This is a genomic window from Sphingosinicella terrae, assembly GCF_003347635.1.
Classification (GTDB): domain Bacteria; phylum Pseudomonadota; class Alphaproteobacteria; order Sphingomonadales; family Sphingomonadaceae; genus Allosphingosinicella; species Allosphingosinicella terrae.
In genome coordinates, this window is the sequence record NZ_QDFY01000002.1 from 338,402 (window position 1) to 351,945 (window position 13,544).

Below are 13,544 nucleotides of genomic sequence, written 5' to 3' on the forward strand. Positions count from 1 at the left end.
GCTGCAGGACCGGCGCGCGCCGGCCTGTTCGGGTTCAGATCGCCTTGAAGTTGAACGCGGCGTTGAGGAAGAAGACGAGCAGACCGGCGACGACCGACGCGATCAGGCGGGCGATCAGATACTGGATCTCGAGCAGGTCGATCAGCGACCAGAAGACGGCCAGGGTCACCACCAGGCCGATGCCGGCATTGACGAGGAAATAGAGATAGCCGCTCGCCATGCCGCGCCGGCTCCCTTTGAACACCCAGAGGCGCGACACGACATAGTGCACGCTCATCGCCAGCAGGAAGGCAGCGGCGGCGGCGGGCAGCCGGCCGATTCCGGCGACCTCGACGAGCGTCCACAGCAAGGCGAGGTCGATCCCGAAGGCGAGGAAGCTGGCGATCGTGTTGCGGCCGAACAGCCTCGCGCCGCGGCTTTCGGCCAGCTTCGCCCCGGCCTCGACGAGGCGGCCCGCGTCAGAGCTCATCGAGGATCATCCCGGGCACCGAACGCGCGCCGCCGCTCCCGGTGCCGTGCCGCGTCCGGGCTTCAGGCTGCGGCCCGATGCCGCTTCGCGATCATCCGCGCGAGCAGGAAGGCGGGAAGGGCGACCATCACCCAGCCGAGGCCGGGGAAGAGCTGGAGGAAGAGGAACATCAGCAGGAAGCCGCCGAGATCGACCACAGAGCTCGTTCCGGCCAGGACGAGGCCGGGCGCGAGCAGCCAGATCAGGAGCAGGGCCGGGCGCAGGCGGGGATGCGGCACGAGCGCGATGAGCGCCGCCACCATCGCCCCGAACAAGGCCGAGCCAAGCCACTGCGCCGCGCCGATCCCCTCGAACATGTCGACTCCCGTCCTGCTCCGCCGGAAGCTGACCGAGCGGCGGTGATAACGCACCGACCCTGCGACAAGGTTGCGTGCGCGATCGATCAAAATGGCGGATGCCGCGGCCGAAGGGCGGTGCCGCCGCCCAGTCGGGCAATCCGCGGATCGGGACAGTCTCCCTTTTGCGGACGACTTTTCCGACAGCCTGCCGCCGGACGGACGACGCCGCCTGTCCCGATCCGGGGATTATCGCGTCACTGGGAATTCTCGGCCTGGTTGCGGCGGACGTCGACGTCGACGTCGATATCGCCGACCTCGTTCTCGATCGCGCGGCCGGCGCCCCGCGCTGCCTCGCCGATCTCGGTCGCGGCGTCGTCGGCGGCATTGCCGAGGTCCTGCGCGGTCTCCTCGACCTGGTTCTGGTCATATTCCAGGGTGACGGTGTCGTTCTGCGGGTCGTTGTTGACGCCGCAGGCGGCGACCAGCAGCAGTGGCAGCGCGAAGATCATTCGCATGTCGGTCCTCCTTGTTCCGCCGCTCAACGCGCCGCAATCGTTTCGGGTCCGCGCTGCCGTTGCGCAGTCGGGAAAACCGCTTGCGCGCGTAGTTCGAACGATCCGGACCTCGGATCGACTGAAGACCGGGTGCAGCCAAAGGCAAGCGTGATGGGAGTTCGAAGCATGATTGACCTCTTGCCAGGACGACGACTTGCCTGGCGAAGTTGGCATGGAGCGCCTGTTCGTTCGGCTCTGGCGGGTTCAGTCGTCCCAAGAAAAGATTGCCGTACTCGGCCAGTCTCTTGCCAAGGATGACTTTCTGTTGAAGCTTGCGTCCATTGCGAATCGCAATGGGGGGAATGCCATGAACAGGATGATTGTGGGCGCGCTGCTTGGCGCGTCCGTTGCCGTGCCAGCGCTTGCGCAGGAGAATATGCCGGTCGAACCCGCGCTCGCTCCCGCGCCTTCCGAGACCGCGCTGGCAGCCGCGCCGGCACTGCCGGCACCGCCGGCGCCCGTGGTCGCGCCCGAGCCGGTGCAGTTGCTGCTGGCCGCGGGGGCGCCGATCCAGCTTGCGATCAACGAGCAGCTCAGCAGCCGGACGCACGATGAAGGTGACAATTTCTCCCTGACCGTCGTTCAGGACGTCTATTCGGACGGTCAGGTGGTCATCCCGCGCGGGGCGCGCGCCATGGGTCAGGTCACCTGGCGCACCGGCACCGGCGCGTTCGGCAAATCGGGCAAGATGGAGATTGCATTCCGCTATCTCGACATTGCCGGCCGGCGCATTCCGCTTCGCGGCATGCATAGGCAGGAAGGCGAGGGGAATACCGCGGCAACGGTCGGTGCCGTCCTGGGCGCCGGCGTCATTGGCGGCCTTCTCGTCCGCGGCCGCCGCGCCCTCGTCCAGGAAGGCCGCGAGTTCACCGCCTTCACCGTCGATCCGGTGCCTTTCGCGGCAGAGCCCGGTTCCGCCGCCTTCGCGCTGGCCGCCAATTACAATCCGAGCCCGGTCGCGACGCAGCTTGGCGAGCAGCTGGAAGATCAGGAGGATGAGCGCCGGGAGCGGCGCAGCCGCTGACCCTCTTAGTGGGTCGGAAGAGGGCGAGCGTCGCCTTCCGGCGTCTGCGGCCTTCCCCTTCGGTCATCCTGGCGAAAGCCTGTCCTGAGCCTGTCGAAGGGGCCAGGATCTCCCTTCTTGTCGCGCGAAGCCGCAGCGAGCGGGAAGAGGGTGGGATCCGGAGCGTCTGGCGGGATGACGAAGTGGGAGGGAGGACTCGACCGAGCCGCCGGTCCCGGCCTGGATCAGGCCGGGACCGGCTTCGGCCCTTTCCGGCGGCGAGCTGAGCCGCCGGATCGTGGCCCGGAAGCGGCGGCGCGAGCCCTGAATCGCGGTGCCGGCCCCGGGTTCCTGTTCGGCATCGTCGGCGCGATGCCGGGTCAGTAGCGGACGCGGGCGCCGACGGTGAAGGTGCGGCCGACCACGTCGTAATGCGGGCTGTAGGTGGTGGTGATCAGCGGCGGATTCTCGTCGAACAGGTTGCTCACCCGCGCATAGAAGGTGAAGCGCTCGCGGACCCTGAACTCGGTGCCGAGATCGAAATAGACGCGCGCGCCGATGTCGCCGTTGACGATGTCGAGCTCGTCGTTGAACTGGCCGCCGCCGACATAGCGGATGCGCGCGTCGATCGTGTAGTCGTCATTCTCGTAGGCGATGCTGAAATTGCCGCGCCACTTCGGCACGCCGTTGGCGACGGGATCGCCGACGTCGCCGGCCGTGTCGCGCACGTTCGCGCCCGAATCGAAGACCAGCTCGTCGACATAGGTGGCGAGCGCGCGCAGCCTCAGCGAGCCCGGAATGTCGGCGATGCGCGACATCGGCATCCGGTAGGCGATCTCGAAGTCGAAGCCGCTCGTCTTGAACCTGGCGATGTTCGCGGCGACGGCGAAGACGGTCGTGATCGTGCCCGTCGCATCGCGCACGACGCGGTCGCAGGCCTCGGCGTCGCCCGCCGCGCAGGCGGCGGTGATGTCCGACGTGTTCGGCGTCGAGATCGCCCGGCCGATGCTGATGTCGTAATAGTCGACCGAGAGGCTGAAGCCGGGGAGGAAGGAGGGCGACACCGAGGCGCCGGCCGTCCACGTCCGGGCGACTTCGGGAACGAGATCGACATTGCCGCCGCTGAAGATGGTGGCGAGCGGGTTCGGATTGTAGCCGGGATTGCCCTCGCGGCCTTCGCGGTCATTGTCGACCACGGGCGCGATGTTGATCGAGTTGACCGCGAACAGGTCGCCGATGCCCGGCGCGCGGATGTCGCGCGAACGAGTGGCGCGCAGCAGCAGCGCGTCGAACAGCCGCGCGGTGCCGCCGAGCTTCCACGACCAGATGCCGCCGCTCAGGCTGTAGTCGGAGTAGCGGACGGCGCCGTTCAGATCGAGGTCGAAGGAGGCGCTGTCGACGAGCGGCACCAGCGCCTCGAAGAAGCCTTCCTTGACGTTGAAGCCGCCTTCGAGCGGATCGTTGAAGATCGGGGTGCCGAAGGCGCCGGCGGCGTCGAGCTCGCCGATCGTCTCCGACTGCTCCTCCCACCGCGCTTCCGCGCCGAAGGCGATCGAGACCGGCCCGGCCCACAAGGTGAACGGGTCGCCCTGGACGCGGAAGGCGACCGAATCGAGCTTGCTGACCGTGTCCTGCATCTGGGTGCCGGTGACATAGTCGATCGCCCCGGCCGACGCGGCATTCTCGCCGAACAGGTTGAGCGGCACGCAGGCCGGATCGTTGTTCGCCGGATCGGCGTCGGCATTGACCGCGCAGACGATCTGGCCGCCCGATTCCACCGCATCGATCGCGCGCAGGAAATTGGCCGGGATCGAGGAATTGTAGAAGCGCTGGCGGCTGTCGACTTCGCCATGGCTGAAATGCGCGTCGTAGCGCCAGCTGCCGCCGAAGCTGCCGTCGACGCCGAAGGCGATCTCCTTGGTCTCGCGGAGGGCGTCGAACTGGAGGGTGAAGATGTCGCGCGACAGGCGGCCGACGAGGAAGGAGGTCTCGCCGGAATCGGCCAGCTGCTGGCGGATGCCGGGGGTCAGGAACGGATTGTCCGCCGCGACGCCGAAGACCAGGACCGAGCCGGCCGGATCCGGCAGGAACGGCTGGTTGACGTCCGATCGCCCATAGGCCGCGTCGGCCCAGAGGGTCGTCCCGCCAAGGTCGTAGCTCAGCCGCGCATAGCTTCCGAGCCGCTTCAGCGGACTGCCGACGATGAGGGTGTCGAAGAGGCTGAAGAAGTCTCGCGGCTCTGCCGGACGAAGGCTGCCGTCGGGATCGAAGACCTGGCCGGCGAAGGGGCCGGAGAGCACCGTGCCGCCGAAGCTGATCGGCGCCAGATCGTCGACATTGGGCTGGATCTCGAAGCGGCCGTCGGGGCGCTCGACGACTCCGGCGCCGAACCAGGGACGGTCGTAGCGGCCGCCGACGCCGATGCCTTCGTCGTTCACATATTCGGCCCCGATCATGAAGTGGCCGGCGCCGTCGGCGAAATGGGTGCCGTAGGCGGCGTCGAACTGATAGCGCCAGCCGTCGCCGCGCGAGGTCAGGCTGGTCTGGGCGCCGACGCTGAGGCCCTCGAGGTCGTCGTTGAGGATGATGTTGACGACGCCGGCGACCGCGCCCGATCCCCAGGCGGCCGACGCGCCGCCGGTGACGATCTCGACCCGCTCGACCAGGTTGGTCGGGACGAAGTTGAGGTTGTTGTCGCCGATGAAGCGCCGGCCGTTGACGAGGGTGAGGGTCCTCGACAATCCAAGTCCGCGAAGCTCGACCGGCGCGGTACCGCTGGTGGTGTTGGCGATCGACTGGTTCGGCGAGACCGAATTGCGGGTCTGCGGCAGCTCGTTCAGCGCCTGCTGGAGGTTGACCCGGGCGGATTGCTGGATCTCGGCCGCTCCGACCACGGTCGTCGGTGTCGGCTGCTCGAAGCCGGCCCGCTCGATGCGCGAGCCGGTGACCAGGATGTTCTCGTCGCTTTCGTCCTGCGCGGTCGCCGCCGCCGCGTCGGTCGCTCCCTCGGCCGGCGGATCCTGGGCAAGAGCTGGACGGGCGACGAGGAGCGCCATGCCGGCGGCCGAGGCCGAAAGAGCCGTGCGAAGCGCGCGCTGCCGTCGAATCATAGTCCTTCTCCCCCTTGCCCGGTCCGCCGGTCCGCCCTTCGGCCAGCCAGCGACCTGTCTGGTTGTTTCCCTGACTTGTGCTGCCTGCCGGTCGGTGTCCGATTGCGACCTAACCAACCCGATCAAGACCGGACAGGCCTGTATGGAGAAGTAAGGGATCAAATCGGACATTTGTCAACGGCCCCGCGCAGAAAGCGATTCATTGTGGGTTCTTTGCCACGCGCCGGGTGCCACGCTGCGGGGTCGAAGACAGCGGCGCCACCCGCTTCGCCGCCTGCGCGTCCGCCCCGCCGGCTCCTCGCGCGCTGGGAGAGACTGAAGGATGTCCCAACTAGGACTTCATTGTCTCAACGGGGATGATAAGGTCGGCGAGGCCCGGCACAGGATCGTGCCGCCTTGAGGGGAGGAAGCAGATGCCGAAGAATCGCGTCAAGCTCGGACTCATGGGCGCCGCGGCCCTGGTCGCGACGCTCGCCCCCGCCCAGGCGCAGCGGCCGGAACCGGCGGCCGTGCGGTCCGCCGATCGCACGCCCGTCCCGATCCGGAGGATCGAGGGCGTGCGCACGACGATGCGCGACGGGGTGGTGCTCGTCTCCGACATCTGGCTACCCGCCGCCGAAGGCCGCTACCCGGTCCTGCTGATGCAATCGCCCTATCGCATGCGGACGATGCGCCCCTTCGTCGAGCTCGCCGAATTTTATGCCGGGCACGGCTATGCCGTCGCGATCCAGGATTCCCGCGGCACCGGCGGATCGCAGGGCGAGTTCGACTTCCTGTTCCAGGAGGCGCAGGACGGCTTCGACAGCATCGAGAGCCTCGCCACCCAGGATTGGGCGAACGGGCGCCTGTGCATGCTCGGCTATTCCTATCTGGGAACGGTCCAGCTGCTGGCCGCCCGCGAGCGGCCGCCGCGCCTCGCCTGCATCGCGCCGACCGCGCCGGCCGGACGCTATCACGAAGAGATGCCGACGGTGCAGGGGGCGTTCATGCTCCATTGGGGTCTGAACTGGCTGCGCACCTGGGCCGACGATACCGAAAGCGGACCCAATCAGGCCGAGGTCGACTGGGACGCGGCGCTGGCCCACCGGCCGCTCATCACCCTCGACGAGGCTGTGATCGGCCGCGAGAACCGCCTCTACCGGCAATTCCTCGAGAACGACACGCTCAACGCTTACTGGCGGCGGATCAGCTTCACCGCCGAGGATTTCGACCGGATCGACCTGCCGATGATGCTGACCACCGGCTGGTTCGACGGCGACCAGCACGGCACGCTCTATTACTGGCGCGGCTTCGAGGCGCGCCGCGAGCGGCCGCGCGACGCCTATCTGACGATCGGCCCCTGGAACCACGCCCAGACCTTCATGGGCGGCCGGGACCGGATGGGCGCGATGCCGCTGCCGGCCAATTCGATCCTCGACAATCGGGCGATGCGCCTCGCCTTCTTCGATCATTATCTGAAGCAGACCGGGCCCAAGCCGGCTTGGGCGCGGGTCACCCTGTTCGTCACCGGCGCCGACATCTGGCGTACCTTCGACGCGCTGCCGGTCCCGGACGAGGCGCGCCGGCGGCTCTATCTGTCGGGCGGCGGCGACGCCAACACGCTGGACGGCGACGGCCGGCTGAGCTGGGACCGGCCGGGCGAAGAGCCAGCGGACGAATATGTCTACGATCCGCGCAATCCGGTCGAGCTCAATTTCATGAAGACCGGGTTGTTCGGCGACCTGCGCAACGAACCCCAGGCGCGGGAGGACGTGCTCGTCTACTCGACCGGTCCGCTGGCCGAGTCGGTCGAGGTCATCGGTACCGTCACCATGGAGCTCTATGCCGCCAGCGACGCCCGCGACACCGATTTCACCGCGGCGATCTCCGACGTCGGCCCGGACGGACGGGCCATCATCCTCGGTGCGCGTCCCGTCGGCATCGTCCGCGCGCGCTATCGCCGTGGCCGCGAGGCGGAGCCCGTCCTGCTTACGCCCGGTGAGGTCGAGCGCTACGAGATCGATCTCGGCGCGATCGGCCACCGCTTCCTGCCCGGGCACCGGATCCGGGTCGAGATTTCGAGCAGCGCCGCGCCCTTCTTCAACCCCAACCAGAATAGCGGCAATCCGGTGGCGACCGACACGGAATGGCGGACCGCCCGCCAGACGGTCTTCCACGACACCGCCCGCCCGTCGGCGCTTCTCCTGCCCGTCTACGAAGCGGAATAAGGCGCCCGCCGAGGGGGCTCAGCCGGGCGTGCGGGCGAGGCGCCAGAGGCCGACCGTCATCAGCGGCAGCACGAACACCGCCAGCATGATGTAGCCGAAGGCGCCATAGCCCTCGGCGATGAGCGCGACGAGGCCGAAGCGGACCGCGGCGAAGGCCGATCCGAGGAGCAGGATCGCGGCGACCAGCAATCGGCCGCTGAACGGAAAGCCGTCGCGCCCGCGCGCCCGCACTGCCACCTCGATGCGCTCGTTGAGCGCGTTGACGACGCCGACCCCGGTCTCGAGCAGGGCGCAGAGGATCATGATCTGGAACAGGAGGTGGAACCAGGGCAGGCCCATCCGCGCCAGCAGGAAGTCGGACGGCAGGGTGACTCCGGCGATTTCGGGATGGAAGGCGGCCATGCTGAGGAAGAAGATGATGGCGGGCGCCATCGCCAGCGGTCCGGCCAGGACGCCGGCGACGATCGCATCGCGGCGCGAGGTCATGTGGCGGACGAAGGGCAGCACCGCGACGGCCGCGACGACATTGTAGCTGGCATAGGTGGTGCCGGCGACGATCCAGTCACTGGAGACCGCGGCGCCGGCCAGCGAGTCGGCGACGCCGCCGCCGAAGTTGACGATCGCGAGGACGAGGAACAGGCCGTAGACCAGATAGAGGAAGGAGGAGGTGAACCGGAAAGTCTTCTCGACCCCTTGATTGCCGAAGCTCGTCACCGCCGCGATCGCCACGATCAGCAGCAGGGTGCCGGCGAGCGGCGGCGCGTCCGAGAGGGCGGCGACGATCTCGCCCGCGGCCGCCGAGACGACGGCGAGGATCAGGACGAGAAACAGCAGATAGAGGAATTCGAACAGCAGCCAGCCGGGGCCGAGCACCGCCTTCAGCAGCGTCCTGTAATCATAGGCCTGGAGCTGGCGGGCGAGGGCGAAGGCGGCGGCGCAGACCGCACTCCAGATCAGCATGGCGAGCAGCATGCCATAGAGGCCGCCGAGGGGGCCGCTCGGCAGGAAGAACTCCGCCAGTTCGCGGCCGGTGGCATAGCCGCCCCCGATCACTACCGCCTTGAAGGTCAGGCCGGGCAGCAGGAAGCGCTCGAAGAAGGTGGGCTGGGCGCTCAGCGGCGTCTCCTTGCGAGCGGCCCGGCCGGGAACGTCATGCGAGGCAGGCGTCGAGCAGCGCCTGGAAGCGCGCGCCGCCACGGATCGGATCCGCCACCGGCAGGCCGTGCTGATTGGCGAGGGATCGCATCAGCGCCTCTGCCGCGTCCGCGTCATGATCGCGCGTGTTGAGGCTGATTCCTGCGCAGCGTATCTCCGGATTCACGCGTCTCCCCAGCAGCAAGGTCGCCTCGATCGTCTCGGCGATACCCGGGACGGGCTGGTGCGGATAGCCGAGAAGATGATCCCGGTCCGGATCGTGGCACAGGATGACGATGTCGGGCTGACTGCCGTAGAGCAGGCCGACCGAGACGGCGGCAAAGGCGGGATGGAGGATCGATCCCTGCCCCTCGATGACGTCCCAATGGTCGGGAGCGGCATCGGGGCTGAGCATTTCGGCGGCGCCGGATTCGAAGTCGGAGACGACGGCGTCCATCGGCATGCCGCCGCCGGCGATCAGGATCCCGGTCTGGCCGGTGGCGCGGAAATCGGCGTCGAGGCCGCGCGCCTGGAGCCCGCGCGCGATGGCGAGCGCGGTATATTTCTTGCCGAGCGCGCAATCGGTTCCGACGGTCAGCAGCCGCCGGCCGGAGCGCTTGCGGCCGGTGCCGACGGGGATGCCGGCCGGCGGCGTGCGCACGTCGATGAGTTGGACGCCCGCGGCCTCGGCCGCCTGCCTGAGCGCGGGAACGTCGGCGAGGCGGGCATGCATGCCGCTGACGATGTGCAGCCCGGCCTCCATCGCGGCGACGAGGTGGGGGATCCATTCGTCGACGATGATCCCGCCCGCATTGGCGACGCCGATCACCAGCGAGCGCGCGCCGCGGCTGTGCGCCTCGGCCGGCGTCAAAGCGGGCAGCCCCAGGCTGATCGGGGAATCGCCATAGGCATATTCCCCGATGCAGTCGTCGGGCGCCCAGTCCTTCAGGCCGAAGGCGGTTTTGGCGTAGCTGCGGTCCCGCTCGGCGCCGAGGAAGAGGAGGTAGGGACGCGGCAGCGCCCGTCGATCGGCCTGCGCCCCGGCTGCTGCGTCCTCGTCGACGCCGGCCTGCGGCTTGGCGGCGAAGGCCATCAGTTTTCCCCCCGGATCAGAGCCGCGACCGAAACACGTACGAACAGCACTTTCGCCCCTCTCGCAACAGCGCGGGCGCCGAATTGTGCTTTCGTCCCGCTCAGGACAGAATGATCCTGTTCAGAACATTGTCAACCCAATTATCTCATTTTAGGCGATTTGGCGTAGTCAGCGCGGCGCCGGCACGACCGGCAGCACGACATAGGAAGCGTTCTCGCCGGCATGATGGATCTGGTTGCGTGCGACCGCCATCTCGGTCCCGGTCTCGTTGTCGCCGCCCGTGTTCAGGTTGCGCGCGAATTTCGGGAAATTGGACGACGTCACCTCGATCCGGATCCGGTGCCCCGGGAGGAAGGTGTTGCTGATCGTGATCGGGGTCGGCCGGATCGTATAGATGCGGCCGGCTGCCATAGGCTGCGGCCGCTCGAATCCGTCGCGATAGCGTGCGCGCAATATGGTATCGCCGAGGATGTAGGCGGTGCCGTCCGGCGCGACGTCGACCAGCTTGACGGCGAAGTCGGTGTCGCGGGCGTCGGACGACACGGCGAGCACCGCCTCGACGAAGCCCGAAACCTCCATCGGTTCGGTCAGCGGATCGCTGGTATAGACGAGCACGTCATTGCGCGCCTCGATCACCCGCTGGTCGAACGCTCCGGCGGTGACCAGGCCGCCATTGCAGCAATCGCCGCCGCCGATCGTCTGCACCGGGTTGGCGGGATCGTAGACATAGGCATCCGCCGGCTCGCTGGCCGGCGGCGCCTCGGGAAGCAGGCGGCCATTGCCGTAGAGGCTGTTCGCCGCGCCGTTGGAGCGCAGAAAGAGGCGGACCTCGCGGGCATCGGCCGGCGGCCATTGCTGCGCCGAGCGCCATTGATTGGCGCCCATCGCGAAATAGCGCACCGCCGGTGTGGTGTCGGGGAACGCGCGGCGATCGCCCTTCAGCCAGCGATCGAAGAAGGCGTAGACCTCGCGATCGACGTCGAAGCTGGCATCGCCGAGCTGGCGGTCGCCCGAGACGAAATCGGGCCCGAGCTCGGCATAGCGGCAATGATTGTTGGGGGCGATGACGGCATATTGATGCGCGCTCGCTTCGGCATCGCTGCCCGCGCTGCGGGCATGGTTGAACAGCGCCATGTTGGGGCCGATCGACACGTCGTACCAGCTGTTGAACCAGAGCGCTGGAACGCCCCAGCCCATATTGTCGTGATAGAGCCCGCCCTCTCGCCAGGCGGGATCGGCGGGCTCGCGCGCGATCAGCGTCTCGAACGTCGCCGGCGGCTCGCCGAGATCGGCGAGCAGGCCGGCGAGCGGCAGGTGCCGGATCTGGCGGGTCCAGTCGACCTCGGGCTTGCGCGCGGCGAGATCGTTGTAGCGGGCGATGCGGGCGCGGGTCGGCTGGTCCGTGTCTGCGGGGATCTCCGCGCGCAGGGGATTGTCGACGCCGTACAGCCAGACGAAGAAGAGGCTGCGCGGGACGCCGCCCGTGTACCAATTGCCCTGCTCGTGGAAGCGGCCGACCTCGCCGATGCCGGCGCCGGCCGACATCGGCACCATCGCCGCATGCGCCGGGTGGTTCTGGGCGGCGAGCGCGAGCTGCCATTCGGCCGAGGAGGAGCAGCCCAGCGTGCCGACCCGGCCGTTCGACCAGGGCTGGGCGGCGATCCAGCTCAGCGCGTCATAGCCGTCGGTCTGGGGATGGCCGAGTATCTCGTAGTCGCCTTCCGAGAAGTAGCGGCCGCGTTCGTTCTGCACGACGAAGGCATAGCCGCGCGACACCGCCTCGAGCGCCCGCCGGCTGGTCCGCGCCTGGTAGGAGAGCTCGTTATAGGGCGTCCGCCAGAAGATCGTCGGCAGCCTTCCCTGCACATTCTTCGGTCGATAGAGGTTCGTCGCGAGCCGGACGCCGTCGCGCATCGGCACCATCTCGATCATCCGAACGTCCGCCTGCTGCGCGAGCGCGCGAGCGACCGCTTCGTCGCTCAGGGCGGCGACGCTTTGCGCCGTCGCCGCCGGCGTCGACAGCGTCATCATAAGCGCCGCCAAAGCGGCGGTGCAGCGGCTTCCGATCCGGCGCTTCCTCTCCATCAATCGTCCCCTGTGCAAAGGCCCCCGGTCGCGATCGTCACGGCCGCACGAGACGATAGCTCTGATACGGTTCGAACGAGAAGGCGAGCCGCGGGTCGTCGGCCGTCCCGAAGAATTCCAGCCGGTTGTAGGGGCCGCCCTCGCGGGCGCCGGTGACCTGCTCGAACCGCATCGGACCGATCCGCTCCCAGGCGGTCTTGCCTTCCATGTTCTCGATGAGGAGGCGGTTCGGATCGGGCATGGAGATCCGCAGATCATATTCGGGCCGGGGCGGACGGCTATAGTCGCGCCGATTGGCCCGATAGGCGCCCATTACCGGCTGCGGCGCATCGCCGCTCGCCGTCCAGCGCGGCGCCGGCGCCTGCGGGAAGAGGCGGCCGAGAATGGCATTGGTGAGATCCGTCCGGCCGGTGCCGCTGCCGCGTCCGCCCGTCGTCGAAACGAAGAAGCCGAAGCCGTGCTCGGGCGCGATCACCAGGTTGGAATGGAAGTCCCCGGTATTGCCGCCATGGCCGACGACGCGCGGACCGGCTTCCTGGATGACGTAGAAGCCGTGCGCCATGCCGGGCAGGCTCGGCGTATTGGCGATGGAGTTGCGGGTGAGCAGGGCGACCGAGGCGGGCTCCAGGATCCGCGCCGATCCGAGCTGGCCGCCGCCGAGCAAGGCGAGCATGAAGCGCGCCATGTCGGGCGCGGTCGCCGAGGAGGAGCCGGCCGGCATGACCGCGCCGATATGTTCGAACGGCTGGGCGACGAAGCGGCCGTCGACCAGCTCGTAGCCGCGTGCCATATTCTCGGCGAGCGCGCCTGTGAGCGGCTCGCGGAAGGTGGACGCGCGCATGCCCAATGGCGCGAAGAGGTGGGTCTCGACATAGTCGGCGAACGGCTCGCTCGAGACGCGCTCGACGATATAGCCGGCGAGGGTGACGCCGTAATTGGAATAGGAGATCTCGCCTCCCGCGGGCCATAAGCGCGCAGGGATATGGGTCTTCAGCCATTCGCGATAATCGCGCGGGGCATCGGCCTCGCGGGTGATGATGCCGCTCGCGTCGCTCATCCCGGGCGTGTGCTGCATCAGGTCGCGCACCCGGATCGGGCGGCCGTCCAGCGGCGGGATGGTGAAGTCGAGATAGGTATTCACGTCGGCGTCGAGATCGACGCGCCCGCGCTCGACCTGCTGCATCAGCGCGACCCAGGTGAACAGCTTGGAGACCGACCCGGGTCGGAACAGGGTGCGCTCCGGATCGACCCGCCGGCGCGCCTCGACGTCGGCATAGCCGTAGCCGCGCGAGAAGAGGATGCGGCCGTCATGGACCACGGTGACGACCGCGCCGGCAACCTCGCGCGCCGCGATCTGCTCGGCCATCACTCCGTCGACGAAGTCGGCGAGTCCGGTCAGGCGGACGGGATCGATCGCCGCGATGCCCGCCGCGGCCGGCGGGGCTTGCGCGGCCGACGCCGCGGGCACGCCCGCCGAAGTCAGGGCGGCCGCGAGGAGGAAGGCGCGCGCGCCGACCGTGACCGTTCGTAGACCGAGCCTGCGAGTCATGT

General features: G+C 68.5%; 10 protein-coding genes. 2 read left to right on the forward strand and 8 right to left on the reverse strand.

Annotated elements, in window-relative coordinates; all coding sequences use genetic code 11:
- Positions 1-34 precede the first annotated feature (34 nt).
- The 3 genes from DDE10_RS07125 to DDE10_RS07135 all read right to left on the reverse strand — a co-directional run bounded on the left by DDE10_RS07125 (position 35) and on the right by DDE10_RS07135 (position 1,322).
- Positions 35-469, reverse strand: a complete 435-nt coding sequence (locus DDE10_RS07125; RefSeq protein WP_114952045.1) for a GtrA family protein — start codon at positions 467-469, stop codon at positions 35-37.
- 62 nt (positions 470-531) lie between these two features.
- A complete protein-coding gene (locus DDE10_RS07130; RefSeq protein WP_114952046.1) occupies positions 532-825 on the reverse strand; it encodes a hypothetical protein in 294 nt (97 codons plus the stop codon).
- A gap of 236 nt (positions 826-1,061) precedes the next feature.
- Positions 1,062-1,322 carry a hypothetical protein gene (locus tag DDE10_RS07135; RefSeq protein ID WP_114952047.1) on the reverse strand — a complete coding sequence of 87 codons (261 nt, stop codon included), beginning with the start codon at positions 1,320-1,322 and terminating at the stop codon, positions 1,062-1,064.
- 211 nt (positions 1,323-1,533) lie between these two features.
- Between DDE10_RS07135 and DDE10_RS07140 the strand changes: the two genes are divergently transcribed.
- Positions 1,534-2,385 (forward strand): hypothetical protein, encoded by an 852-nt coding sequence (locus DDE10_RS07140; RefSeq protein ID WP_114952048.1) that lies wholly within the window; start codon positions 1,534-1,536, stop codon positions 2,383-2,385.
- Positions 2,386-2,744: 359 nt separating this feature from the next.
- On the opposite strand, the gene DDE10_RS07150 is transcribed toward DDE10_RS07140, so the two are convergent.
- Positions 2,745-5,474 carry a TonB-dependent receptor domain-containing protein gene (locus tag DDE10_RS07150; RefSeq protein ID WP_114952050.1) on the reverse strand — a complete coding sequence of 910 codons (2,730 nt, stop codon included), beginning with the start codon at positions 5,472-5,474 and terminating at the stop codon, positions 2,745-2,747.
- 413 nt (positions 5,475-5,887) lie between these two features.
- Here DDE10_RS07150 and DDE10_RS07155 point away from each other — a divergent pair, with 413 nt between their 5' ends.
- Positions 5,888-7,681, forward strand: coding sequence for a CocE/NonD family hydrolase (locus tag DDE10_RS07155; protein WP_162806407.1), 1,794 nt, complete (start codon positions 5,888-5,890; stop codon positions 7,679-7,681).
- Between the two features lie 18 nt (positions 7,682-7,699).
- Here DDE10_RS07155 and DDE10_RS07160 read toward each other — a convergent pair whose 3' ends face one another.
- From DDE10_RS07160 to DDE10_RS07175, 4 genes are all read right to left on the reverse strand, one after another.
- A complete protein-coding gene (locus DDE10_RS07160; RefSeq protein ID WP_284734489.1) occupies positions 7,700-8,878 on the reverse strand; it encodes a YkvI family membrane protein in 1,179 nt (392 codons plus the stop codon).
- Positions 8,832-9,908, reverse strand: a complete 1,077-nt coding sequence (locus DDE10_RS07165; protein ID WP_114952052.1) for an N-acetyltransferase DgcN family protein — start codon at positions 9,906-9,908, stop codon at positions 8,832-8,834. Before DDE10_RS07165 ends, DDE10_RS07160 begins: the two co-directional genes overlap by 47 nt.
- Before the next feature lie 168 nt (positions 9,909-10,076).
- Positions 10,077-11,993, reverse strand: coding sequence for a CocE/NonD family hydrolase (locus DDE10_RS07170; RefSeq protein WP_114952053.1), 1,917 nt, complete (start codon positions 11,991-11,993; stop codon positions 10,077-10,079).
- 37 nt (positions 11,994-12,030) lie between these two features.
- Complete coding sequence (locus DDE10_RS07175; protein WP_162806408.1) at positions 12,031-13,542, reverse strand: serine hydrolase domain-containing protein; 1,512 nt, start codon at positions 13,540-13,542, stop codon at positions 12,031-12,033.
- Positions 13,543-13,544 lie beyond the last annotated feature (2 nt).

Coding starts and splice junctions, on each gene's coding strand:
- DDE10_RS07125 (WP_114952045.1), bottom strand. CDS start 469: ATGAGCTCTGACGCGGGCCGCCTCGTCGAGGCCGGGGCGAAGCTGGCC.
- DDE10_RS07130 (WP_114952046.1), bottom strand. CDS start 825: ATGTTCGAGGGGATCGGCGCGGCGCAGTGGCTTGGCTCGGCCTTGTTC.
- DDE10_RS07135 (WP_114952047.1), bottom strand. CDS start 1,322: ATGCGAATGATCTTCGCGCTGCCACTGCTGCTGGTCGCCGCCTGCGGC.
- DDE10_RS07140 (WP_114952048.1), top strand. CDS start 1,534: ATGGAGCGCCTGTTCGTTCGGCTCTGGCGGGTTCAGTCGTCCCAAGAA.
- DDE10_RS07150 (WP_114952050.1), bottom strand. CDS start 5,474: ATGATTCGACGGCAGCGCGCGCTTCGCACGGCTCTTTCGGCCTCGGCC.
- DDE10_RS07155 (WP_162806407.1), top strand. CDS start 5,888: ATGCCGAAGAATCGCGTCAAGCTCGGACTCATGGGCGCCGCGGCCCTG.
- DDE10_RS07165 (WP_114952052.1), bottom strand. CDS start 9,908: ATGGCCTTCGCCGCCAAGCCGCAGGCCGGCGTCGACGAGGACGCAGCA.
- DDE10_RS07170 (WP_114952053.1), bottom strand. CDS start 11,993: ATGGAGAGGAAGCGCCGGATCGGAAGCCGCTGCACCGCCGCTTTGGCG.
- DDE10_RS07175 (WP_162806408.1), bottom strand. CDS start 13,542: ATGACTCGCAGGCTCGGTCTACGAACGGTCACGGTCGGCGCGCGCGCC.